Genomic DNA, 21,947 nt, shown 5'->3' on the forward strand with positions numbered 1-21,947 from the left:
TGGACAACGGGCGCGCAACGGGGAAGACGCGCCTGCAGCGGGAGACCGGCTAGCCTGGTGTCATGCCTCGACCGGATGCGGATCACCCGGAAACCGGTGAGAAGACAGGCTTGCGTGAAATACCGGGGTCTTTGCTCGTCGGCTCGCCGCGAGCGAGCGTTCGCGGCATCTGCAATCGCACGAGGGAACCGATCGAGGGCGCCGTTCTGGTGGTCGAGACACTCGGCCCCGACTACTACGACGCCATCGTCGCCTCATCCGCCGTGATCTGCGCCAGAGGCGGCCGGACCGGCCACATGCAGTCGCTTTGCCGCTCGCGGGGAATCCCCGTCCTGCGCGTCGATTCGTTCGAGCCGGACGTGCTGGTGGGCGAAGTCACCGTCCGGGTCGATCGCGAGTCGGTCATCCTCGGCGGCGTCGACACGACGCGGCAGCAGGTGCCACTCGCAGGTGCCGGCCTCGACGACCTCGAGTCGGTCTGCGTGGTCATCGCCGACGCCGCCGACATCCGGTCCACGAATGACATCGTGCCGCGCGTCGAACAGGTGACCTGCTACTTCATCCGCGAGGAGTTCGTCTGCTTCGCCGCCGATCTGAGCCCGGTCGACTCGCTTCGGGCCGGGGATCGCGAGGCCGAGCACTACGGCGAAGCCATCGCCTCGGAGCTGTGCTCGATGGTGAAGGAGCTCCTTCCTGGTCAACGCCTGGTCATGAGACTGCTCGACCTCCGTTCGGACGATGCCGCCCGGATCACGACCGGGGTGGCGGTGGAGGACGAGCCCAACCCGGAGCTCGGCCTCCACGGCACCCGGTGGCTGCTGGCGGATCATCGCTATCCGCGCGCGTTCCGGGCACTCCGCGCCTACCTGCGGGTCCGCCTCGGCTGGGACGCGGATCGAGTCGGCTTCGCCGTGCCGTTCATCAATGACCAGGAAGAGTTCCTGCGGCTGCGGCAGCACCTCGGCCTGACCGGCGACACGCCACTCGGCGTTTTCCTCGAAACACCGGCGGCCGTGCACTCGACGGCCGAGTTCCGCACTTCGGGAGCCAGTGAACTGTTCGTCGGCACCAAGGATCTGATCCAGTTCTACCTCGCGGCGGATCGCGGCAACCACCTGGTCGCCTCCTCGTACCAAACCCGGCACCCGGCCGTGCTGGCCGCGCTTCGCCAGGCCATCGAGTCGTGCCACGAGGCCGGGCTGTCACTGCACGTATTCGTGCTGGGTGCCGATGTGGACCACTACCTCCGGCATCTTCCGACGCGCACGCTCATGATGTGCACCGCCGAACTGGAGCAACTCGCCCGGAGGGCCGAAGGCGGCAGTCCCTGACGCGTGACGAAGCGTCCGCAGGCCTCAGCCGTCGCTCGACGATCGCCCCCAAGGGGAACCATCCCACCGCGTCCGCACCCGGGCACCACGGCGCGGCAGGCCGCTCCATTGCGAGGGATATACGCATGAGCCGATCATGCTGTCATCGGCAGATGAGGACGTTGCCGCGGTGACGTTTGCGCGGCGCGTCACCCGGCCGACCGAGCCCGCCACGTCTGCACCGCTCCGAGCGCGATGCGGGCCAGCAGCACCGCGGCGCCGATGCCGGCGGTCAGCCGGGCGCCGAGACCGTCGAGCCGGACGGCGAGCCAGCCGCCCGCAGCCGTGCCGAGTACGGCGAGCAGGAAGTCGACGGCCCACAAGGGCGACAGGCTGAGCGCCATCATGTCGGCTGCCGAGTTCCCGCGCCGGCTTTGCCGTGCCAGGTAGATCCAGAGCCACGTGGTGCCCGCGAACGCGACCCAAGCCAGGCCGAGCAGCACCCACAGCACCGCGTTCACCGGGCTTCTCCTGTCGTGCAACGAAATTCCACAGAATTCATAGCCGCCTCCCTGTCGGTCCCGACCAGGATGGGCTCGTTCGGACGTGCTGTCAAGACACTGTGTCCGGACATAGTGTCCGGAAAGGTGGACGGTGACCGGGAGATCGGCATGATCTGGTTCGCTGAACGCCCCCCACGGCGCCGGCCGGGTCGCCTACCTCTACGACCTCGACCAGTAGGACGGGCCGAAGTGCTGCTCCGGCGAATCGGCGATCTCGGTGGGAAGAGAACGCGCCCGCTCGTCGGCGTGAGCGTGTGCCGGCTCGGTCACCGAGGGGCTGGGCCGGACGCGTGAACGTCGTCGGAGCGCTGACGTGTACACCTCCGGCGGAGCGTCCGCCGAGCGGGTGAACTCTGGAACTCCATTGAGCCGGACAGCGTCGCGAAATTACTCCGTTTGCCGCCCGGGTTGGTGCGGTTGCCCGGGTTTGGGGCTTCCGGGGAGTGGGGATCCACCTCGGTTCCGGCCGGTTGACCGGCAAATGGGCCGCGTTGCCCGGCAATTTGCGGTGCGGTAGAAAGTTATTACACACCGCTTCGCCAATGGCGAATGAATGGAATTGACCATCGCTGCCTCCTGGGGGGATCCGTGTCGAATCGTCACGCCTTCGTTTCCTGTGCCCGTCTCGTGGGGCGGGTCGATTCCGCCTGCATGGACTGCGTGTCGGACGTCGTGGCGCTGCTGCTGGCGCACGCCGGGGTGGCCGATGTGCGTACTCCTTTCGCCTACCAGTGGGCGTTTCGGGTCGTCGGCGGAATCGACGGGGTGCTCGAGCCCGACCTGCCGCCGCGGGCGCGGGATCGGTCCGTGGCACGCTTCACCGGATTTCGTCCGAAATGGACGGCCAATGGGACGGCGGCGGAATGCGTCGATTCGTGGGCGGCCGAGATCAGCCGGGGCAACGCCGTCGCCGTCACCGCGGACGCCTTTTTCCTGCCGTGGCTTCCGTACTGCGGAAATGAGCACATGGAACACGGATTCGTCGTCGAGGGTGTCGAAGGAGGGCGGGAATCCGTCCTGCACGTCGTGGATCCCTATGAAAACCGGACCCGGTGGGGGCACGCGCGGCCGACCACGACCAAGGTGGTCCTCGGCGACCTCGGCCACGCCCTCGACCAGGGTGCCTGGGCGGTGCTCGAACCGTGCGGGCCGGCCGAACCGCTGGACGCCGAACGCGAGGTCCGGGCCAACTGCGAAGCCATTCTCGCCTCCCACGCCGACGGCACGGCGGCCGCCTTCGCCGGGCAGTACCGGGAGCCCGACGCGGTCGCGCTGCACCGGCTGGCCCTGCAGAGCTGGCTGATCACCCGCGACCGGCAGCTGCACGGCCTCTGGCTGCGGGAACTGCCCGGAACCCCCGCACCCGGCTTCTCCCGCGCCTTCGACGAAACGGTCCTCCCGCGCTGGCAGAAGCTCCAGGAACTCACCTACGTCGCGATCCGCCGCGTCGAAGCCGGCCGCTCGGCGCCGCCGGCCGTCCACGCGGCCCTCGAAGCCGCGCTGGCCGCCGAAGCCGAGCTGGCCGGCACCTCCCTCGACCTCCCGGAAGGACGCGCTTGATGCTCATCCACCAGCACTTCTTCGCCCAGGCCCGGCGCACGCCCGGCGCCGTGGCGATCGTCGAAGACGACGGTCCGTCGATCACCTACGGCGAGCTCGCCCGCGCCGCCGCCGGGCTGGCCGGGCAACTCCGCGACCGGCCCGGCCGGGTGGCCGTGGTGAGCCGCAAGCGGATCGGCACCGTCGTCGCCTTCCTCGCCTGCCTGCGGGCCGGCCGCGCCTACGTCCCGATCGACCCCGCCCACCCGGCCGACCGCCGTGACTTCGTCCTCGCCGACGCCGGCTGCGAAACGCTCCTGGACCTCGACGACTTCGAAGCACTGCAAGGAAAGCCGGAAGGCGAGCCGGCGGCAGCAGGCCCGGACGACGAGGCCTACGTCCTCTACACCTCCGGCTCGACCGGCACCCCCAAGGGCGTCGTGATCACCCACCGCAACGCGGCGGCGTTCACCGACTGGGCCGCCGCCGCGTTCCCGCTCACCCCGCGCGACCGGGTCGCGGTGCACGCGCCGCTGCACTTCGACCTGCCCGTCTACGACCTCTACGCCGGCCTGCGCGGCGGCGCCGCCCTGCACCTGGTGCCCGAGCGGGCCGCGCTCTTCCCGGCGGCGCTGGCCCGGCTGCTGCGCGAGCGGCGCATCACCAGCATCTACGCCGTCCCGACCGCGCTGGCCGCCCTCGCCCGCCGCGGCGGTCTCGCCGCGGGCGACCTGCCGGACCTGCGGCAGCTCCTGTTCGCCGGCGAGGAGTTCCGGACGGCCGCGCTCGCCGAGCTGATGGCCCTGGTCCCCGGCGCGGCCGCGGCCAACCTGTACGGGCCCATCGAGACGAACGTCGTCACCGCGCACCGGCTCCCGGGCCCGCCGGACCCGGACAGCCGCCTCCCGATCGGCCGGCCGGTCACCGGCGCCGTCATCGGCCTGCGCGACACCGAGGGGCACGTCGACTTCGACGGCGAGGGGGAAGGCGAGCTGGTCGTCGCGGGCGACTGCGTCACCCCCGGCTACCTCGGCCGGCCCGACCTGACCGGCGCCGCGATCGTCCACTCCGGACAGTTGCGCTGCTACCGCACCGGCGACATCGCCCGCCGCGACGCCGACGGCACGCTGCACCTGCTGGGCCGCGCGGACGGGCTGGTGAAGACCCGCGGCTACCGCGTCGAACTGGGGGACGTCGAAGCCCACCTCGCCGCGCACCCCGGCGTGGACGGCGTCGCCGTCGTGGCCCTGCCCGACCCGGCCACCACCCACCGCCTGCACGCCGCGGTCGTCCCGCGCGCCGGCACCGACCACGAGACGCTGCCCGCGGACCTGCTCCGCCACTGCCGCGCCCGGCTGCCGCACTACATGGTGCCTTCCCGGGTCCACGTCCTGGCGGCCCTGCCCACCACCAGCACCGGCAAGACGGCGAAACGCGTGCTGGCCGAAACGCTCGAGGGAGACCCGCGATGACCGACACCCTCGCCCGGACCGTCGCCGACGTGCTCGGCGTTCCCGCCACCGACGTCCTGTCCGCCGATTCCCTGTTCGACCTGCCCGGCTTCGACTCGATCGCCATCGTCTCGGTCCTCGAACGCCTCGAAGACGACCTCGGCGTCGAGGTGCCGGCCGAGGAGATCGTGCCCGAGGCCTTCGAAAGCCTCACCGCCCTGCGGTCGCTGCTCGGCACCGCCCTCCCGGAAGGAGCCCGCCCGTGATCCCGCGGTTGCTGCACGAACTGCTCGACCGGCGCGCCGCCGCCACGCCGGACGCCCCGGCGCTGGCTCGCGACGACCTGCGCTGGACCTACGCCGACCTCGCCCGCCGGTCGCGGACGCTCGCCGCCTGGCTCGGCGGCCAGGGCGTCGGCCGCGGTGACCGGGTGCTGGTCGCCGCGCCGCACGACCCCGACACGGTGGCGCTGCTCTACGCGGTTTCGCGGCTGGGCGCGGCCTACGTCGTCGTCAGCGACCGGATCCGGCCGTTCCACCTCGACCACATCCTCGCCGACAGCGAACCCAAGCTGGTGCTGGCCGCCGACGCCGCGGCCGAAACCGTCTCGCGCAGCACGACGAAGGTGCACAAGCTGAGCGAGCTTCCCGCCACCGGCGATGCCGAGGTCCCCGCGTCCCCCGTTACCGGCGTCGACATCCTCAGCCTGATCTACACCTCGGGCAGCACAGCCATGCCGAAGGCCGTGGTTTCGACGCACGAGCAGGTGCTGTTCGCGGTGTCCGCCATCGCGGAGCGGCTGGGCTACCGCGCCGAGGACCGGGTGTTCTGCTGCCTGCCGCTGTCCTTCGACTACGGCCTCTACCAGGTGTTCCTCGCCGCCGAGGCGGGCGCCTGCCTGGTGCTGGGCGACGACGCCGCGGCCGGGCCGGCCCTGCTGTCCACTGTGGAGCGCGAGGGGGTGACCGTGCTGCCGCTCGTGCCGGGCCTCGGCGCCACCCTGGCCCGGCTGGCCGCGCGGGCCGGGCGGTTCCCGGCCGCGCTGCGCCTGGTCACCAACACCGGCGCGGCCCTGCCGGCCGCGCTGTCGGCCAGGCTGCGGGAGTTCTCGCCGGGCCTCGACGTCGTCGCCATGTACGGGCTGACCGAGTGCAAGCGCGTCTCCATCGAGGAGCCGAACGCGTACCTGGACCGGCCCGGCTCGGTCGGGCGGCCGCTGCCCGGCACGGAGGTCCTGGTCCTCGACGACGACGGCGCCGAGCTGCCGCCCGGCGAGGTGGGCCAGTTCGCCGTCCGCGGGCCGAACGTGATGGCCGGCTACTGGCGGGCGCCCGAGCAGACCGCGCGCCGCTTCCCGCGCGACGCCTACGGCCGCGCGACCCTGCTGACCGGCGACCGCGGCCGCGTCGACGCAGAGGGCTACCTGTACTTCGAAGGCCGCGACGACGACCAGTACAAGCAGGACGGTTTCCGGGTCAGCGCGGTCGAGGTGGAAGGCGCCGCGGCCGACGTCGACGGCGTCACCGAGGCCGCCGTGCTCCCGCCCGCCGGAGACCGGCCGGCCGTGCTCGCGGTCACCGGCACCCTCGACTCCGGGCAGCTGCGCGAAGGGCTCGCCGAACGCCTGGAACCGCACAAGATCCCCGACCGGATCGAAGTCGTCGACGCGCTCCCGCACGGCGTCAACGGCAAGATCGACAAGCGCGCCCTGGAGGCCGCCCTGTGATCACGCCCCTGCACGAGGAGATCGCGGACCGGCACGGCACGCCCGCGTTCGTCTACGACCTCGACGCCGTCCGCCGCGCGCACGCCGACCTGACCGCCGCGCTGCCGTCTCCGTCCACTGTGTACTACTCGGTGAAGGCCAACCCGCACCCGCGGATCATCGCGCTGCTGCACGCACTGGGCTGCGAAGCCGAAGTCAGCTCGACCGGCGAGATCGACGCCGCGCTCGGCGCCGGGGTGCCGCCGGAGGCCGTGCTGCTCACCGGCCCGGCCAAGACCCCGGAAACGGTCGCGCACGCCCTGTCCCACGGGGTCACGCGCTTCTCGGTCGACTCGCCGGACGACCTCGCCCGCGTCGACGACCTCGCGCGCCGGTCCGGGACCGAGGCCCGGTGCGCGCTGCGCGTCAACGCCGACGAGCCGGTGCCCGGCGCGGGGCTCAGCATGACCGGGACGTCGTCGCAGTTCGGCGCGGACCTGTCGTGGGTGCTGGCCGAGACGCCGCGGTTCACCGGGTTCGGACACGCCCGCGTCACCGGGCTGCACCTGTACATGGGCACCAACCTGACCGAGGAGAAGGACCTGCTGGCCCAGTTCGAGGTCGGGATCGGCATCGCGGAGAAGCTCGCCGTGCTCTTCCCCGACCTCGGCGAAATCGACCTCGGCGGCGGGTTCGGCCTGCCGTACGCGCGGGCGGGGGAGCGGCCGCGGTTCACCGGGCTCGCGGCGGCGCTGGAGACGCTGCTCGACGACCGCCTGCCCGGGTGGCGGGACGGGGCGCCCCGCGTGTCCTTCGAATCGGGCCGCTACCTCGTCGGCGACTGCGGGGTGCTGCTCAGCCGGGTGGTGGACGTCAAGGAGTCCAAGGGCACCCGGTACGTCCTGCTCGACACCGGCGTGCACCACCTCGGCGGCATGTCCGGCCTGCGCCGGATCCCGTCGATCTCGGCCGACGTGCTGGCTTCCGGCGAGGTCGAGGACGAGCCGGTGACGGTGGCCGGCCCGCTGTGCACCCCGCTCGACGTCCTCGCCCGCGGTGCCCGGCTGCCCAGCACCGGCATCGGGGACCTCGTCGGCGTGCCCAACGCCGGCGCCTACGGCCCGACCGCGGGCCTCCTCGCGTTCCTCGGCCACCCGGCACCCGCCGAGGCGGTCGTCGACGGCGGCCGCCTCGAGTCCGCGTCCCGGCTGCACGTGACCCGCAACCCGCTCTGACGAAGGGGAAAGACCATGGACACCGCACGCTTCGACACGATCCTGCGCAAGTACCTCAAGAACCTCGCCCCGCAGCAGGAACTGACCGCCGACGCCCGGCTCAAGGACCTCGGCCTGAACTCGATGCGCGCCATCGACCTGCTCTTCGACCTCGAGGACGAATTCGGCGTCGAACTGCCCGACGACGCGATGACCGACGACACGTTCGCCACCCGTGACGCCCTGCTGGACCGGGTGCGGGAGGCCCAGGACACCACGGCGGGTGCGCGGTGACGGCGCTGGCCACCGCCGCGCCCACGCTCGCCGAGCGCACGGCCGGGGTCGTGGACGTGCTGGCCGAGCACGCGCGGGCGGTCGACGACAGCGCCACGTTCCCGGTCGCGTCCCTCGACGCGCTGCGGGAAAGCGGGCTGATGGGCCTGCTGGTGCCGGTGGAGCACGGCGGCCTCGGCGGCGACCTGGCCGACCTGGCCCGGACCGCCGCGGAACTCGGCGGCGCGTGCCTGTCGACGGCGATGATCTGGGCGATGCACGGCCAGCAGGTCGCCGCGATCGCCGCGCACGCCGGGCCGCGGCTGCGTGCGGACCTGCTGCCGCGGATCGCCCGCGGCGAGGTCTACGTCGCCTCGGTCACCAGCGAGCGCGGGAAGGGCGGGCACCTGCTCACCGCGGAAGCGCCGCTGCGCCCGGACGGCGACCGGCTCGGCATCGACCGCGACGCCCCGATCGTCACCGGCGGCGCGGTCGCCGACGGGTTCCTGATCACCATGCGGGCCTCGCCCGAGGCCGGCTACGACGACGTCTCGCTCGTCTACGCCGACCGCGGGCAGGTCACCGCCGAGCCCGGCCGCGGCAGCTGGAACCCGATGGGCATGCGGGGCACGCACAGCGTTCCGCTGCGGATCACCGGGGACGTCCCGGCGGACCAGCTCGTCGGCGAACCCGGCGGGTTCCGGACGGTGGCCACGCGGACGTTCGTGCCGGCCGGGCACATCGGCTGGGCCGCCTGCTGGCTCGGCGCCGCGCGCGGCGCGCTCAGCTCGGTGCTGGGCATGATCCGCGACCCGCGCACGCGGGGGTCGTTCGACCCGACGTCGGAGTTGTTGCGGCGGCGGCTGGCCCGGGCCCGGCTCGACCTGGACACCGTGGCGGCGCTGCTGGCGCAGGTGATCCGCGACGCGGCCGACGCTCCCGACGCCGAAGCACCGGACGTCCAGTTGCGGCTCAACGGCCTGAAGGTGCACGCGGCGGAACGCTGCGCCGCCGTCGTCGACGAGCTCGTCGAGCTCACCGGCCTGCGGCACGGGTACATGCGGGACTCCGCGCTGCCGCTGGAACGCGTCCACCGGGACCTGCGCTCGGCGAGCCTCAACTACGCGAACGACCGGCTCTACGACGCCAACGGGGCGATCGCGCTGCTGGACCGGGGCGTCACGCTGGCCTGGGCGGGCCGGCCGTGACCGCGGTGGCGGGCGACCGGCTCGCGTTCCGGACCCTGATGGCCCAGTGGCCGACCGGCGCCACCATCGTGTCCACTTCGGACGGCACCGGCCCGGCCGGCTGCACGGTCAGCGCCCTGATGTCCCTTTCGGACAGTCCGCCGCTGGTGGTCGTCTCGCTGCTGGCCCGCAGCGCGACGCTGGCGGCGATCCGGCGGGCGGGCCGCTTCGCGATCACCGTGCTCAGCTCCGCTCAGGCCAGGTTGTGCGCCGACTTCGCGCGGCTGCCGCTGACCGAACGCTTCTCGGCGACCGAGCTGCGGGAGGTCGACGGGCTGCCGCTGCCGACCGGCGGGGTGGCGGCACTGACCTGCGAACTCGACGACGAGCTGCCGTACGCGGACCACGTCCTGCTGGTCGGCGCGCCGACCTGGACGGAGATCCGCGAGGACCGGGACCCGCTGCTGGTGCACCGGCGCGAGCTCAAGGCCGTGTCGTGACCGGCGTCGAGGTGGCGCCCGGCGTGCACTTGGCGGCGACGCCGGCCGATGCGGCGCTGGCGGAGCTGCCCGTGCCGGCCTGGGCCGTGCGCGAGGCCCGGGCCATGGCACCGCGCCGGGCCCGCGAATACCTGGCCGTGCGGGCGCTGTACGTGCGGCTGGTGTCCGAAGTGGAGGGTTCGGCGCACCCGCTGGACCGCACGGACCGCGGAAGACCGGTCGTGCCCGGCCGCCCGGACCTGCACGTCAGCCTGGCGCACTCCGACGACGTCGTCGCGGTGGCGCTGGCCCGCGGCCGGGACGTCGGCGTCGACGTGCAGGAGGCCGGCCTGCCCGGGCCGGCGATGCTGCGGCGGTGCTGCCCGGGCGAAGCCGGGCGGATGGCGGCCGAGCCGGCGTCGGGCGGACGGGACTTCGCCCGTGTATGGGCCGCCCAGGAGGCCTGCGTCAAGGCGACCGGGCAGGGCATCGCGGGCCGGCCCTGGCGCATTCCCGTCACCGCGGCCGCCGCGTCCGGCCGCTGGCGTGACCTCACGTGGACGCAGCTGCGGGACCGCGCCAGCGCTTTCGCCCTGTGCTGCGCCTACGCCGATCGAACGGAGGGGCGATGACCGACGGCCTGAGCTGCTACACCGCCAACCTGGCGGCCTACCTGGAACACCACGGCACCCCGGGCGCGGCGGACGCGATCGCCGTGTCCGTGCGGCTGGCCGTCGACCTGCGCCGGCCGGACGGGCTCGTCGCGGTCTCGCACCACGACCGCCCGCTGGACCGGATGGGCGACGGCACCCGGCTCACCTACCGCGGCCACGACGACTTCGCCGGGTTCCGCGCCGACCTGCACCGGGAGCTGCGGGACTACGGGTGCGCCCTGGTCGTCGGCTACAGCACGCAGCTGCCCTGGGCGGCGCAGCGGGAGGGGACCGCGGCCCCGCACTTCCTGCTGGTCGACGGCTGCGAGGACGGCCGCTGGCACGTCGAAGACCGGTTCACCGGCTTGATGACGTCGGGGCAGCACCAGGAGCCGTTCACCGGCTGGATCGGCGAGCCCGACCTGGACCGCCTGACGCGCCGGGACGGACCGGAACCGGCGAAGCACCACCTGCGCAACACCCTCGCGTTCGGCTTCGAGAACCCGGCCCCGGCGGGCTGCCGCCACCTGCTGCTGCGCCGGAAGTCCCGGCCGGTGCACCCGAACCCGCTGCCCGCGCACTGGGTGACCGGGACCGTCAAGGCCCTCGGCGCTTTGGGAACGCACCTGGCCGACAGCGACGCGCTGGTCCGCGACCCCGACGTCGTCGACGACTGCTGGGCCGCGGCGCAGCACCACGTCTGCAGCCACCGGCGTCTCGGCCGGCACCTGGGGTTCCGGACCACGAGCGAACAGCGGCGCTCGGCGCTCGAAGAAGCCGTGAAGTGCTGGGAAAAGCTGCCGCGGACGTTGCGCTTCGCCGCGACGTCGGCCCGGCGCGGCCGAGCCCGGCCCACGCTCGTGCGCGCGGCGTTCACCGAACTCGCCGAGCGCGAACACGAAGCCGCCCAAGCCCTCACCGGTGCCGTGCTCGTGGCCGCCGGTGCGAGCGACTGACTCCCGAGGAGGACGACATGACGACAGCTGTGACCGAGGTGGCGGACCTGCTCGCCCGCCATCTCGACGGGACACCGCCCGCCGGGATCACCGCCGAGTCCCGGCTCGAGGACGACCTCGGACTGAACTCGGCCCAGGTGGTCGACCTGCTTTCGGAGCTGGAGGAACGGTTCGGCTGCGTCGTCGAGGACGAGGACCTCGACACGCTCGAACGCGTCGGCGACCTCGCCGCGATCGTCGACCGGGCGGGCGTCCGGTGAGCGTCGCGCTCGCGGCGCCGGCCTCGCGGGAGTGGCAGACCCTGGACGTCACCTGGCCGCCGGGCGGCGACCTGCGGGTGACGATCCGGGGGACCGGCGCGGGCAACGTCCTCGGCGGCCCGTTCTGGACCGAGCTGGCCGAGGTCGTGGCGCTCGCCGAGGCCACCGACCGGCCGGGCAGCCTCGTCCTGCGCGGCCACGGCGGCGTGTTCTCCCGCGGCCTCGACCTGCGCTGGTACGTCACCCGGCTGCGCCGGGCGGCCCGGCGCGGCGGCAACGTGCTCGCCGCCGACGCCCGGCGCCTGCAGGACACGATCACCGCGCTGGCCCGCAGCGGCCGCGTGGTGATCGCCGACATCGACGGCGAGTGCACCGGGGCGGCCTTGGAGCTGGTCTGCGCGTGCGACGTCCGGTACGCCTCGGCCCGCGCCTGGTTCTCGTTGCCGGAGGCCGAGCTGGGGCTGGTCGCGGACCTCGGAGGGCTCCAGCGCCTGCCCCGCCTGCTCGGCGAAGGCCTGGTCCGCGAACTGCTCCTCGGCGGCGGCCGGATCGGCGCCGCCCGCGCCGAGCGGATCGGCTTGGTGAACGGCGGAACGGACGAGCTGACGGCGTTCTCCGGCCGCGTCCGAGCCCAGCCCGGCGCGGTGCTGGCGCAGCTCAAGCGCGAGCTCGACGCGCCGCACGAAGAGGGCTTGGCGACCGGTCTGGACCGGGCGGTCCGCTGGAATGCCGAGCACGCCCTCGCCGGACTGGCCATGCGCATGACGGCCCGCCTCGGCGGCCGTTAAGCGTGGCTGGCCACCGCCACGGCTGCGCGTTGGCGGCCCGGTTCGGTGGCTGTTGGTGTGGCTGGCACTCGTCACGACCGCCGCCCGCGCGCGAGGGCCTGCCTCGGTGGCCGTAGGCGAAGCTCGCCACCGCCGCGCGACAGCCCCGCCTCGGCGGCCGTTGAGCGTGGCTGGCCACCGCCGCGCGCGATGGCCCCGCCTCGGCGGCCGTTAGGGCGTGGCTGGCCACCGCCGCGCGCGACGGCCCCGTCTGGGCGGCCCGGCTCGGCGGCCGTTGGCGCGGCTGGCCACCGCCACCGCCGCGCGCGATGGGCTCCGCCTTGGCGGCCCACTTGGGCGGCCGCTCGCGCGGTTCGCCACCGCCACCGCTGCGCGCGATGGGCTCCGTCTCGGCGGCCGTCGGCGAAGGTCGCCACAGCCAACCACCATCGCCCGCGCGGTCTGCCCGAACCCCTACCACCGGAAAGGTGACCCCCGTGTCCACCACGCCCGACCTCCGCACCCCGGCGCTGCCCGGCTTCGAGCTGCGCCCGCCCACGATCGCCGATGCGGCCGCGATCCACGAGCTCGTCGTGCGGTCTCCGCCGCTCGATGTCAACTCTCTCTACGCCTACCTCGTCTGGTGCCGGGACTTCGCCGAAACCTCCGTGGTCGCCCGGCACGACGGCCGGCTGGCCGGGTTCGTCACCGGTTACCGGCCGCCGCGGGATCCGGACACCTACTTCGCCTGGCAGTCGGCCGTCGATCCCGCGCTGACCCGGCCCGGGCTGGCGTTCGCGATGATGACCGAGGTGGCCGGGCGGGCCCGGCGGGCCGGGGCCCGCTGGTTCGAAACCACCGTCAACCCCGGCAACCGGGCGGTCATCATGCTGATCCGCAAGCTCGCGCGCCACCACGGCGGCACCCCGGAGGTGTCGACGCTGTTCGAGAGCGCCGACCTCGGCGGCGCGCACGATCCCGAAGTCCTCTACCGGTTCCCGCTCGCCGAACCGCGCGATTGAGATCCGGGAACGTGGGTAATCGATTACGGACCGTGTCGGATCCGGTACCGCGGGAGGGCGGGACATGAGCATCGGGGTGCTGCTGGCGTTCGCCGGCGTCGTCATGGTGGCCTACGTGGTCCCCGGCCCGGACTGGATGGTCGTCCTGCGCGCCGCCGCCCGGGCCCGGCGCTTCGGGTTCCTCGCCGCGGCCGGGGTGCAGTGCGGCCTGTGCGTGCACATGGCCGCTGCCGCGCTGGGGGTGTCCACCGCTCTTCTGCACAGCCCGGTCCTGTTCACCGTCCTGAAGCTCGTCGGCGCCGCCTACCTGGTGTTCCTCGGGGCCCAGGCGCTGTGGCAGTCGTGGCGGCGCCGCCGCGGCACCGAGGAAGCCGAACCGCCGCCCGAGGAGCCGGACACCGAACTCCGGCCGGCTCGGGTGTTCCGGCAGGCCTTCCTGTCCAACGTCCTCAACCCGAAGGCGGCGCTGTTCTTCGTCAGCGTCCTGCCGCAGTTCCTCGACCCCGCGGGCCCGGCCGCCGCGCAGGTGCTCGTGTTGGGCACCCTCGACATCGCGCTGGGCGTCCTGTGGTGGGCGCTGTTCGTGCTGCTCACCGCCCGGTTGTCCGGCCTGATGCGCCGCAGTGGCCCGCGCAAGGCCCTCGACCGGGTGACCGGCACCGCGCTGGTCGGCCTCGGGGTCACGCTGGTCGCCACCAGCTGACTTTCGCTCTCGGCGCTCAAAAAGCGGGCGCGGTTCCCTGTTCGCCGTGCACTGAGGGGTAGTTCCGTGACCGAAGTCGTCCGCCGCGCGCTGCGGCGTTTCCGCCGCAAGCACGACGTTCCCGGGGTCGTCGTGTGCACCTTCACCGCCGCCGGGCCCGAGATCGCCGTCGCCGACGGCGTGACCAGCGCCGAGACCCAGCACGCGATGACCCCGGACACGGTGTTCCGGGTCTACTCGGTCGCGAAGTTCGTGACCGCCACCATGATCGTGTCGCTGGCCGCCGACGGCGTCCTCGACCTCGACGCGCCGGTCGACGGCTACCTGGGCGGCCTGCGCCGCCGCACCGGGACCGGCAGCGACGGCACCACGCTGCGCCACCTGCTGAGCCACCGGTCCGGGCTGCTCCCGGACGCCGTGCTGCACGACGGGCTGAGCCGGGACCCCGGCGGGCTCGCGGCCGCGGTGCGCCACGACTTCGCGCGGACGCCGGTGCTGGCGCGGGCGGGGGAGTTCTACGGGTTCAGCAACCTGGGCGTCAGCCTGGCCGGCCTGGTCGCGCAGGAGGTGACCGGCCTGCCCTTCGCCGAAGTCGTCCGGCAGCACGTGTTCGAGCCGCTCGGCATGGCGCGCAGCACCCACGACCCGGCCGTGGCGATGACCTACCCGCTGGCCCAGCACCACCTTCCGGGCGGCGACGGGCTGCGCGTCGACCACGGCGCCAAGGCCGGGGCCAAGCACGAGCCGTCGTCGCTGTGCTATTCCACCGCGCTCGACCTGGCCCGGCTCGGGGCGCACCACCTGCGTGCCCGCCCCGAGCTCGCCCAGATGCACCTGCCGCACGCGGACCCGCGGCTGGACGTCGACCTGCGCTACGGCCTCGGCTGCTCCCTTTCGCCTGCCGTGCAAGGCATCCGCCAGATCGGTCACGAAGGGTTCTTCGGCGGGATGTGGGCCAAGCTCGTCATCGACCCCGCCGCCGGCCGCGGCGTGGTGTGGCTGGACAACCGCGGCGAAGAGCTGCGCGAAGAGCGTTACCGGCTGCTGCGCGAGCTGTTCGACGGGCTCGGCCGCACCGACGCGGCCGGGGGCGCCTTCGGGCTCGCCGTCGAAACCGAAGCCGTGCACGGCGAGTACGTCCGGACCGGGGCGCCGACGCTGACGGTGACCGGCGGCGCCGAACTGGAGCTGACGGCCGACCGCGATCGCACCGTGCTGGTGCCGCACCAGCGCGCGGTGTGGCGCAGCGCCGATCGCCACGGCCCGGGCGCGCCGCCGTGGGGCCCGCACGCCGGCACCGACCGGATCGTGCTCGGCGCCACCGCGTGGCGCGACGGGTCAGTGCCGGTGGTCCACCTCAACGGCCTCCCGTACGTGCGGCGGGAATGGCGCAAACGCTTGCAAACCCGTGCGGTCGGTGTCGGCGGCTGAAGTCGCGGGCGATTCCGCGGCCGGATCCGCTCATTCCTGCGGAGTTCGAAGGACCACGTTGCGTCAATGCATTACTTTTCCGTCACTCAATCGATACCACCCGATCGGGTGATATCTGTCGCGGTGGCGTGATCGATTCGTCTTCCTGAGCATGAGCGTCGACGCCATCGATCAGGAATCACCCGTGGAGCGCATGGTCCGGGGGCGTACTTGCGGTCCGGGGAGATTCCGGGCCACTGGTCGCCGGCTCGCCGAAAGCGAGTGAGGGTGACCAGTGATCGGGAAACCCGGCCCGCCGATCAAGGGAGACCGTACCTCACCGAACTTTTCGCACTCGTCGGTCCACAGATCAGGAGATATGCCTGCGCGCACGCCCGCCGGGCGGATCCGGACGACATCGTCGCCGAGACCGTCCTGCGGCTTCAGCAGCACCTGGACCGCAACCCCGGTGCCGAGGCGGCGAGCCTGGTTCCGCTGGCGCTGACGATCGCCCGCAATCTCGTGATCGACCAGTCGCGGACGGACGGCCGGGAGGTGTTGCTGCCGTCGGAGAGCCTGATCACCGTGCAATCCCTGCGGCAGGAGGATTTCGCGGACCGGCGGGCCGAGATCATCGACGCCCTCGACGCACTCCGCGCGCTGCCCGGCGACCTGCAAGAAGTCGTGACGCTGGTCTGCCTGGACGAACTTTCCCTACCGGAAACGGCGCAGATCCTGGGAATCAGCCTGCGGATGACGCAGCGCCGTTACAAGAAAGGCCGGGAAAGGCTCCGGCGGGCTCTCGGCACGCCCCACCGCTGAGAGCACGTGAGCCGACTGAGCGCAATGGACAGAACGAGCGAAGGAGCGGGGAGCATGGTTCTCGGATGGTTCGGCCGAACGGCCGGCGAGATCGACGACGTCGAGCTCGACCGGCGCCTGGCGGATCTTCGCCGGGCGCTGGGCTCCGCGCCGTCGGAACGGGGTGGTACCGGGTCCGGCCACCCGGCGCGTCGCCGCAGGCCCGGTGGCCGGGAGCTGCTCGCCATCAGCGGCACCGGCCCGGACGCGCACCCGGGCGCCGTCGCGGTGCCGCTGCGGCTGGTGGGGTCGCGCCGGAAAGCCGGACGCCGCGGCCCGGACGGCCTCGACGCGGGCCGCAACCGGGCCTCCGGCAAGCGCCGGCAGACGGCCGCGGTCGTCTTGACGGTGGTGCTGGTCGTGTCGGCCGTCGTCGGCGGCTTCTCGTGGAGCCGCGGGTCCGGGCAACCGGCGGCGCCGCCACCGATCACGGTCCACGTGGGCGTCCTGCCCCTCGTCGACGTCGCCGCCTTCTACCGATCCGTCGACCAGGGGTACTTCCGGTCGGCCGGCCTGGACGTCCAGGTCACCACCGTGGCCAGCGGTCCCGAGGCGGTTCGCGGGCTCCGGACGGGCCGGCTCGACATCGCTTTCAGCAGCTACCCGGGGATGTTCATGGCCCAGGCCACCCACGCGGCGGACCTGAAGGTCATCGCCCCGGCCTACGTCGCCAAACCCGGCCACCTGATGCTCGTCGGTGCGCCGAACCGGTCCTTCACCCGGCCCGACCAGGCCGCGCACAAGAGGATCGGGGTCACGAGCCGGGGATCGATCTCGGACCTGCTCGCGATCTCGGAGATCCGGCAGGCCGGCGGCGATCCCGCCGGCATCGACTGGAAGACCATGGACATGCGGGCGATGGTGCCGGCGATGCAGCGCGGCGAGCTCGACGGCGCCGTCGTCGCCGAACCGTTCGTGACGAGGGCCGCCGAAGCCGGCGCGGTCCAGTTGCTCGATCTCGGGCTCGACCTGAACTTCGAGATCCCGATGTCCGGCTGGGTCGCTCCGGCGAGTTTCGCCGCGAGCCGGCCGGAGGTGATCGGCGCCTTTCAGCGGGCGCTCGCCCGTGGCGTCGGCGACGTGCAGAACCGCGATGTCCGCGAGCAGGTGTTCCAGCAGTACCTGGGCATCGACGCCGGCACCGCCCGTGAGGTCCGCGTCGGCAGCTACCCCGCCTACGTGGATCTCGGCGACCTCCAGCGCGTCGCCGATCTGATGCTGAGCCAGAAGATGCTGTCCACGCCGTTCAACGTCACGACCGTGCTCATGGCCGGGCTGCCGGGATCTTGATCGGCCACACCCACGCCCCACCTGGAGAACAGATGCCCTACCGGAAGACCCCGGCCCCCCAGCCGACCACCGAGCGAAGGATCAAGCCCATCGCGGACGCCATGCACTACACGATCCTCGCCGTCGACGTGGAACGCTTCAACGCTCCGGAACGGACCAATCTCCACCGGGTCGTCGTCCGGTCCGGGCTGTACCGAGCGGTCGAGGAGGCCCTGGCCGCCTCCGGCGTCCGGTGGCAGGGCTGCCACCGGAGCGACCTCGGCGACGGCGTGCTCCTGCTGGCCCCGGGAGCGTATCCGAAGGCCGTCTTCGGGGAACGGGTGCCGCAGGAACTCGCGAAGAACCTGCTCGCGCACAACGACGCCCACGCGGCCGAGGAGCGGATCCGGCTGCGGATGGCGCTGCACGCGGGCGAAATAACCCGCGACGCCTACGGTTTCACCGGCTCGGCGATCATCCACGCGTTCCGGCTCCTCGATTCCCGGGCGGTCAAGGACGCCCTGTCGGCCTCGGACGGAGACATCGCGGTCATCACGTCGAACTGGTTCTACGAAGAGGTCATCCGCCACATCCAGCTCGGCGATCCCGGGAGCTACACCTCGGTGTTCGCCGCCGTGAAGGAAACCACGACGCGCGCGTGGCTGCACCTCCCGGCCGTCCCCGCACCGGCCGGCTGAGCGGGTCAGACCACGGTGAAGCTCCCCGACAGCGTGGCCGCCGAGCTGGTGCCGACGTAGACCTCGATCTTCCCCGGCTCGACGCGGAAGCGGGCGGTGTTGTCGTAGAACCCGACGTCGTCCGGGGTGAGGGTGAACGACACCGTCGTCGACGCGCCCGCGGCCAGGGTCACCCGGCGGAAGCCGCGCAGCCGCCGGACCGGCTGGACGATGCTCGCGACCGGGTCGCGCAGGTAGAGCTGGACGACCTCGTCGCCGGCGCGGCCGCCGGTGTTGGTGACGGTGGCGCTCACCTCGATCCGGCCGCCGCGGGCCGGCAGGCGGGTGCCCGAAAGCCGCAGGGTGTCGACGCGGAACGTCGTGTAGGACAGGCCGTGGCCGAACTCGTAGAGCGGTCCGCTCGCCAGGTCCAGGTACTTCGACGTGTATTTGTTGGCCGGGTCGGCGGGGCGCCCGGTGCTCTCGTGGTTGTAGTGGATCGGGACCTGGCCCACCGCGCGCGGGAAGCTCACCGGCAGCTTGCCGCCCGGGTTCACCACGCCGAAGAGGACGTCCGCGATCGCGTGGCCGCCCTGCACACCGGGGGCCCACGCCTCGAGGATGGCGGGGGCGTTGTCGTGCAGGTACGGGATCGTCAGCGGGCGGCCGTTGACGAGCACGACCACGAACGGCTTCCCGGTCTCCTTGATCGCGGCCACCAGCTGCTGCTGCACGCCGGGGAGGTCGATGCTGCTGCGAGCCGCCGCTTCGCCGCTCATCGCGGCGGTTTCGCCGACCACCACGACCGTCACGTCGGCGGCGCGCGCCGCCTGCTGAGCGGCGGCGAAGCCGCCGGTGTCGGTCCCGTCGACCGTGCAGCCGGGGCTGTAGGTCACGGTGGCGCCGGGGGCCGCGGCCTTGATCCCGTCGACGACGGTCACCGGCGGCGTCGTCGAGGCGCCGGTGCCGAGGCCCGCCCAGGTCCCGTTGAGGTCGTAGGTCGCCGCGCCGAGCGGCCCGACGACGGCGACCGAGCCGACGGACTTCGCCAGCGGCAGCACCGGCCCGTCGTTCTTGAGCAGCACCATGCACCGCCCGGCGGCCTGCCGCGACGCGGCCAGCGCGGCCGGAGAAGGCGCTTTCACCTCGGTGGCTTCGTCGACGTACGGGCGTTCGAACAGGCCGAGCCGGACCTTGACGAGCAGGATCCGGCGGACGGCGTCGTCGAGCTGGTCGCGGGTGATCCGGCGCTCGGCCAGCAGCCGTTCGGCGAAGCGGGCGTAGTTGGTGCTGACCATCTCCATGTCGACACCGGCGGGCAGGGCGGCCGCCGCCGCGTCCGCGCCGTCGCCGGCCAGGCCGTGCAGGATGAGTTCCTCGACGCCGGTGTAGTCGCTGACGACGAAGCCGCGGAAGCCGTAGGCGCCCTTGAGGACGTCGTGCAGGACGTAGCCGTTGCCGTGCGCGGGGACGCCGCTGATGGTGTTGAAGCTCGCCATGACAGTGGCGACGCCCGCTTCGACGCTGGCTTTGAACGGCGGCAGGTAGAGGTTGTGCAGCCGCTGCAGCGAGACGTCGACGGTGTTGTAGTCCCGCCCGCCTTCGGCGCCGCCGTAGGCGACGAAGTGTTTGGCGCAGGCGGCCACCCGGTCCGGCGCGGAGTAGTCGCTGCCCTGGTAGCCGCGGACCTTGGCGACGGCGCACTGCGTGGCCAGGTAGGGATCTTCGCCGTACCCCTCGGCGATCCGCCCCCACCGCGGCTCGTGGGTGACGTCCATCATCGGCGCGTAGGTCCAGTGGATGCCGCTGCTGCGGGCTTCCTTGGCCGAGACGGCGGCGTCGGTGCCGGCGACGGCCGGGTCGAAGCTCGCGCCCTGGGCGAGCGGGATCGGGAAGTTGGTGGTGTACCCGTGGATGACGTCGAGGCCGAAGACGAGCGGGATCTTCAGACGCGTCTGTTCGACGGCGATGCGTTGCAGGGCATTGAGTTTCGCGGCCCCGACGACGGAGAAGACGCCGCCGAGCCGGCCACCGGCGAGAGCGGCGCGGGCGGTGGTTTCGTCGCCGACGAGCTGGAGCTGGCCGATCTTCTCGGCGAGCGTCATCTGCTTGAGCAGCGCTTCGACCCGCGGATTCCGCTCGGGGCGCGCGGTCTGCCCTTCGGCCGCGGGGGCGAGCAGTCCGGAGGAGGCGACGGAGGCGGAGGCGACGGAACCGGCGAGGCCGGCGAGCACCCGGCGCCGGTTCACCCCACCGTCGGCCGAAGTGTCGTGCTGCACCTGCTGCGACATGGCGGGGACCTTTCGCGAGGCGGAACTCCTTCGTTCGGTCAGGCTCGCCCAGCCTAGCCACGGCCGGCGAGCACGGCCGCGTGAACGGGAAGCCGTGGCCCAGCGGGGAGAGGTCGCCGTCGAATCCGTCGAACGCGCTGATTGGTCACCCCGCCACACCACCGCTCGCGGCCGGTCCTCGCCCCGGTGTTAGCCTGTTACTGAGCGGTCGCTTAGTGATCTTGTTCACGAGCCGCCCGGGACGGCCGTCGGCCGCCGGGGCCTCCGGCGGCACAGGTGCCCAGGTCGGAGCCGCTTCTCGCGGCGGATGGCGAGTGGCTGACGAGCGTCGCGAACAGCGGTGTTGCTCACGTCAAGGTGAACATCGCCCGTCGCTGTGGTGACCTCGAAGCGACGGCAGTCGTCGTGTGGGCGACCGATGAGGGGTGGGCGGCGTGCGGGAACGGACCGGACGGGACCTCTGCGGCGGTGCGGCCGTCGTGCTGCCGGACCCGGCGCGCTCGATCGGCGTGCTCACCTCGACACTGGCCACGCTCGGCAACAGCCGCACGCTCGACGCCGTCGCGCGGTCGGCCGCGGCCGAAGGGTACGCGATCAAGCTGATGCCGCTGGGCAAACCGAGCCGCGACGCGGTCACCGACGCCTTCCGGGAGCTGCGGAACCACGCCGTCGACGGGCTGGTCGTGCTGGTCGAGGAATACGCCCTGGATTGGCCGGGAATCGTTTTCCCGGAGGACATCCCGGTGGTGGTCGTCGATTCCAACGCGCGCGCCGGATATCCGACCGTGGACACCGATCAGGCGCAGGGCGCGGTGCTGGCGACCGAGCACCTGCTCACCCTCGGCCACGAAACCGTGTAGCACATCGCGGGCCCGACGGATTCGTTCGCGGCCGAACACCGGGAACGCGCGTGGCGGCGGACGCTGACGCGATTCGACCGCACGGTTCCGGTGCCGGTGGTCGGGGACTGGACGGCCGAGTCCGGCTACACGCTCGGCCGGGTGCTGGCCCGCGACCCGGCGGTCACCGCCGTCTTCGCGGCCAACGACCAGATGGCGCTGGGCCTGTTGCGGGCGCTGCACGAATCCGGTCGCTCGGTGCCCGGCGAAGTCAGTGTCGTCGGGTTCGACGACATGGCCGAGGCGGCCAGTTTCTGGCCGCCGCTGACCACGGTCCGGCAGTCGTTCGCCGAACTCGGCGACCGGGTGGTGCGGACGTTGCTCGGCGAAGTCCGGTCGGCGACGCTCGAACGGGTTCCGGTGTCCCTGGTGGTCCGGGGCAGCACCGCCCCGCCGCCGTGGTGATCCGCCGCGGCGTGAGAAAGCTGTGAAGCACTCCGCGGTTCGCTGGTTTTCGC

The 21,947-nt window shown here is 72.8% G+C and carries 21 protein-coding genes and 1 pseudogene; 20 read left to right on the plus strand and 2 right to left on the minus strand.

What is annotated here, in order from left to right:
• The first annotated feature begins 62 nt into the window (after positions 1-62).
• The gene (locus ACWEVN_RS11070) at positions 63-1,331 is read left to right on the plus strand and encodes a putative PEP-binding protein (RefSeq protein WP_452051107.1); all 1,269 of its coding nucleotides are present in this window, start codon (positions 63-65) and stop codon (positions 1,329-1,331) included.
• Positions 1,332-1,519: 188 nt separating this feature from the next.
• Here ACWEVN_RS11070 and ACWEVN_RS11075 read toward each other — a convergent pair whose 3' ends face one another.
• Positions 1,520-1,831, minus strand: a complete 312-nt coding sequence (locus ACWEVN_RS11075) for a hypothetical protein (RefSeq protein WP_452051108.1) — start codon at positions 1,829-1,831, stop codon at positions 1,520-1,522.
• Between the two features lie 702 nt (positions 1,832-2,533).
• Between ACWEVN_RS11075 and ACWEVN_RS11080 the strand changes: the two genes are divergently transcribed.
• The 18 genes from ACWEVN_RS11080 (at position 2,534) to ACWEVN_RS11165 (ending at position 18,320) form a co-directional block, all read left to right on the plus strand.
• Complete coding sequence (locus ACWEVN_RS11080) at positions 2,534-3,433, plus strand: hypothetical protein (protein WP_452051109.1); 900 nt, start codon at positions 2,534-2,536, stop codon at positions 3,431-3,433.
• Positions 3,433-4,884 carry an amino acid adenylation domain-containing protein gene (locus ACWEVN_RS11085; protein WP_449682437.1) on the plus strand — a complete coding sequence of 484 codons (1,452 nt, stop codon included), beginning with the start codon at positions 3,433-3,435 and terminating at the stop codon, positions 4,882-4,884. Before ACWEVN_RS11080 ends, ACWEVN_RS11085 begins: the two co-directional genes overlap by 1 nt.
• Complete coding sequence (locus ACWEVN_RS11090; protein WP_449682438.1) at positions 4,881-5,129, plus strand: acyl carrier protein; 249 nt, start codon at positions 4,881-4,883, stop codon at positions 5,127-5,129. The genes ACWEVN_RS11085 and ACWEVN_RS11090 overlap by 4 nt, the downstream gene beginning before the upstream one ends.
• On the plus strand, positions 5,126-6,589 hold the full coding sequence (locus tag ACWEVN_RS11095) for a class I adenylate-forming enzyme family protein (protein ID WP_452051110.1): 1,464 nt from the start codon (positions 5,126-5,128) through the stop codon (positions 6,587-6,589). Before ACWEVN_RS11090 ends, ACWEVN_RS11095 begins: the two co-directional genes overlap by 4 nt.
• Positions 6,586-7,803, plus strand: coding sequence for a type III PLP-dependent enzyme (locus ACWEVN_RS11100; protein WP_449677089.1), 1,218 nt, complete (start codon positions 6,586-6,588; stop codon positions 7,801-7,803). The genes ACWEVN_RS11095 and ACWEVN_RS11100 overlap by 4 nt, the downstream gene beginning before the upstream one ends.
• Before the next feature lie 15 nt (positions 7,804-7,818).
• On the plus strand, positions 7,819-8,076 hold the full coding sequence (locus ACWEVN_RS11105; RefSeq protein ID WP_310976904.1) for a phosphopantetheine-binding protein: 258 nt from the start codon (positions 7,819-7,821) through the stop codon (positions 8,074-8,076).
• Entirely contained in the window at positions 8,073-9,263 is a 1,191-nt protein-coding gene (locus ACWEVN_RS11110) for an acyl-CoA dehydrogenase family protein (protein ID WP_452051111.1), read from the plus strand. The genes ACWEVN_RS11105 and ACWEVN_RS11110 overlap by 4 nt, the downstream gene beginning before the upstream one ends.
• Positions 9,260-9,742: a flavin reductase family protein gene (locus ACWEVN_RS11115; RefSeq protein WP_452051112.1), complete on the plus strand. Its 483-nt coding sequence runs from the start codon at positions 9,260-9,262 to the stop codon at positions 9,740-9,742. Before ACWEVN_RS11110 ends, ACWEVN_RS11115 begins: the two co-directional genes overlap by 4 nt.
• A complete protein-coding gene (locus tag ACWEVN_RS11120) occupies positions 9,739-10,353 on the plus strand; it encodes a 4'-phosphopantetheinyl transferase family protein (protein WP_449682442.1) in 615 nt (204 codons plus the stop codon). The genes ACWEVN_RS11115 and ACWEVN_RS11120 overlap by 4 nt, the downstream gene beginning before the upstream one ends.
• The gene (locus ACWEVN_RS11125; protein ID WP_452051113.1) at positions 10,350-11,330 is read left to right on the plus strand and encodes a hypothetical protein; all 981 of its coding nucleotides are present in this window, start codon (positions 10,350-10,352) and stop codon (positions 11,328-11,330) included. The genes ACWEVN_RS11120 and ACWEVN_RS11125 overlap by 4 nt, the downstream gene beginning before the upstream one ends.
• Before the next feature lie 17 nt (positions 11,331-11,347).
• The gene (locus tag ACWEVN_RS11130; protein WP_449682444.1) at positions 11,348-11,590 is read left to right on the plus strand and encodes an acyl carrier protein; all 243 of its coding nucleotides are present in this window, start codon (positions 11,348-11,350) and stop codon (positions 11,588-11,590) included.
• Entirely contained in the window at positions 11,587-12,378 is a 792-nt protein-coding gene (locus tag ACWEVN_RS11135; protein WP_452051114.1) for an enoyl-CoA hydratase-related protein, read from the plus strand. The genes ACWEVN_RS11130 and ACWEVN_RS11135 overlap by 4 nt, the downstream gene beginning before the upstream one ends.
• A 476-nt stretch (positions 12,379-12,854) precedes the next feature.
• Positions 12,855-13,379, plus strand: a complete 525-nt coding sequence (gene ectA, locus ACWEVN_RS11140; protein WP_449682446.1) for a diaminobutyrate acetyltransferase — start codon at positions 12,855-12,857, stop codon at positions 13,377-13,379.
• A 64-nt stretch (positions 13,380-13,443) separates the two neighbouring features.
• Positions 13,444-14,082: a LysE family translocator gene (locus tag ACWEVN_RS11145; RefSeq protein ID WP_449682447.1), complete on the plus strand. Its 639-nt coding sequence runs from the start codon at positions 13,444-13,446 to the stop codon at positions 14,080-14,082.
• Between the two features lie 66 nt (positions 14,083-14,148).
• A complete protein-coding gene (locus ACWEVN_RS11150; RefSeq protein WP_449682448.1) occupies positions 14,149-15,513 on the plus strand; it encodes a serine hydrolase domain-containing protein in 1,365 nt (454 codons plus the stop codon).
• 210 nt (positions 15,514-15,723) lie between these two features.
• A complete protein-coding gene (locus ACWEVN_RS11155; RefSeq protein ID WP_449682449.1) occupies positions 15,724-16,314 on the plus strand; it encodes an RNA polymerase sigma factor in 591 nt (196 codons plus the stop codon).
• A gap of 54 nt (positions 16,315-16,368) precedes the next feature.
• Positions 16,369-17,643 carry an ABC transporter substrate-binding protein gene (locus tag ACWEVN_RS11160; RefSeq protein WP_449682450.1) on the plus strand — a complete coding sequence of 425 codons (1,275 nt, stop codon included), beginning with the start codon at positions 16,369-16,371 and terminating at the stop codon, positions 17,641-17,643.
• A 32-nt stretch (positions 17,644-17,675) separates the two neighbouring features.
• A complete protein-coding gene (locus tag ACWEVN_RS11165) occupies positions 17,676-18,320 on the plus strand; it encodes a hypothetical protein (RefSeq protein ID WP_449682451.1) in 645 nt (214 codons plus the stop codon).
• Positions 18,321-18,325: 5 nt separating this feature from the next.
• Here ACWEVN_RS11165 and ACWEVN_RS11170 read toward each other — a convergent pair whose 3' ends face one another.
• On the minus strand, positions 18,326-20,590 hold the full coding sequence (locus ACWEVN_RS11170) for a glycoside hydrolase family 3 N-terminal domain-containing protein (protein ID WP_452051115.1): 2,265 nt from the start codon (positions 20,588-20,590) through the stop codon (positions 18,326-18,328).
• A gap of 479 nt (positions 20,591-21,069) precedes the next feature.
• Here ACWEVN_RS11170 and ACWEVN_RS11175 point away from each other — a divergent pair.
• A pseudogene (locus ACWEVN_RS11175) lies at positions 21,070-21,894 on the plus strand (substrate-binding domain-containing protein).
• The last annotated feature ends 53 nt before the right edge of the window (positions 21,895-21,947 follow it).

It is taken from the genome of Amycolatopsis sp. NPDC003861, assembly GCF_053605405.1.

What these genes read in the sequence shown, in the direction of transcription:
- ACWEVN_RS11105 (WP_310976904.1), top strand. Translation starts at nt 7,819, where the DNA reads ATGGACACCGCACGCTTCGACACGATCCTGCGCAAGTACCTCAAGAAC.
- ACWEVN_RS11085 (WP_449682437.1), top strand. Translation starts at nt 3,433, where the DNA reads ATGCTCATCCACCAGCACTTCTTCGCCCAGGCCCGGCGCACGCCCGGC.
- ACWEVN_RS11165 (WP_449682451.1), top strand. Translation starts at nt 17,676, where the DNA reads ATGCCCTACCGGAAGACCCCGGCCCCCCAGCCGACCACCGAGCGAAGG.
- ACWEVN_RS11090 (WP_449682438.1), top strand. Translation starts at nt 4,881, where the DNA reads ATGACCGACACCCTCGCCCGGACCGTCGCCGACGTGCTCGGCGTTCCC.
- ACWEVN_RS11145 (WP_449682447.1), top strand. Translation starts at nt 13,444, where the DNA reads ATGAGCATCGGGGTGCTGCTGGCGTTCGCCGGCGTCGTCATGGTGGCC.
- ACWEVN_RS11125 (WP_452051113.1), top strand. Translation starts at nt 10,350, where the DNA reads ATGACCGACGGCCTGAGCTGCTACACCGCCAACCTGGCGGCCTACCTG.
- ACWEVN_RS11130 (WP_449682444.1), top strand. Translation starts at nt 11,348, where the DNA reads ATGACGACAGCTGTGACCGAGGTGGCGGACCTGCTCGCCCGCCATCTC.
- ACWEVN_RS11070 (WP_452051107.1), top strand. Translation starts at nt 63, where the DNA reads ATGCCTCGACCGGATGCGGATCACCCGGAAACCGGTGAGAAGACAGGC.
- ACWEVN_RS11160 (WP_449682450.1), top strand. Translation starts at nt 16,369, where the DNA reads ATGGTTCTCGGATGGTTCGGCCGAACGGCCGGCGAGATCGACGACGTC.
- ACWEVN_RS11170 (WP_452051115.1), bottom strand. Translation starts at nt 20,590, where the DNA reads ATGTCGCAGCAGGTGCAGCACGACACTTCGGCCGACGGTGGGGTGAAC.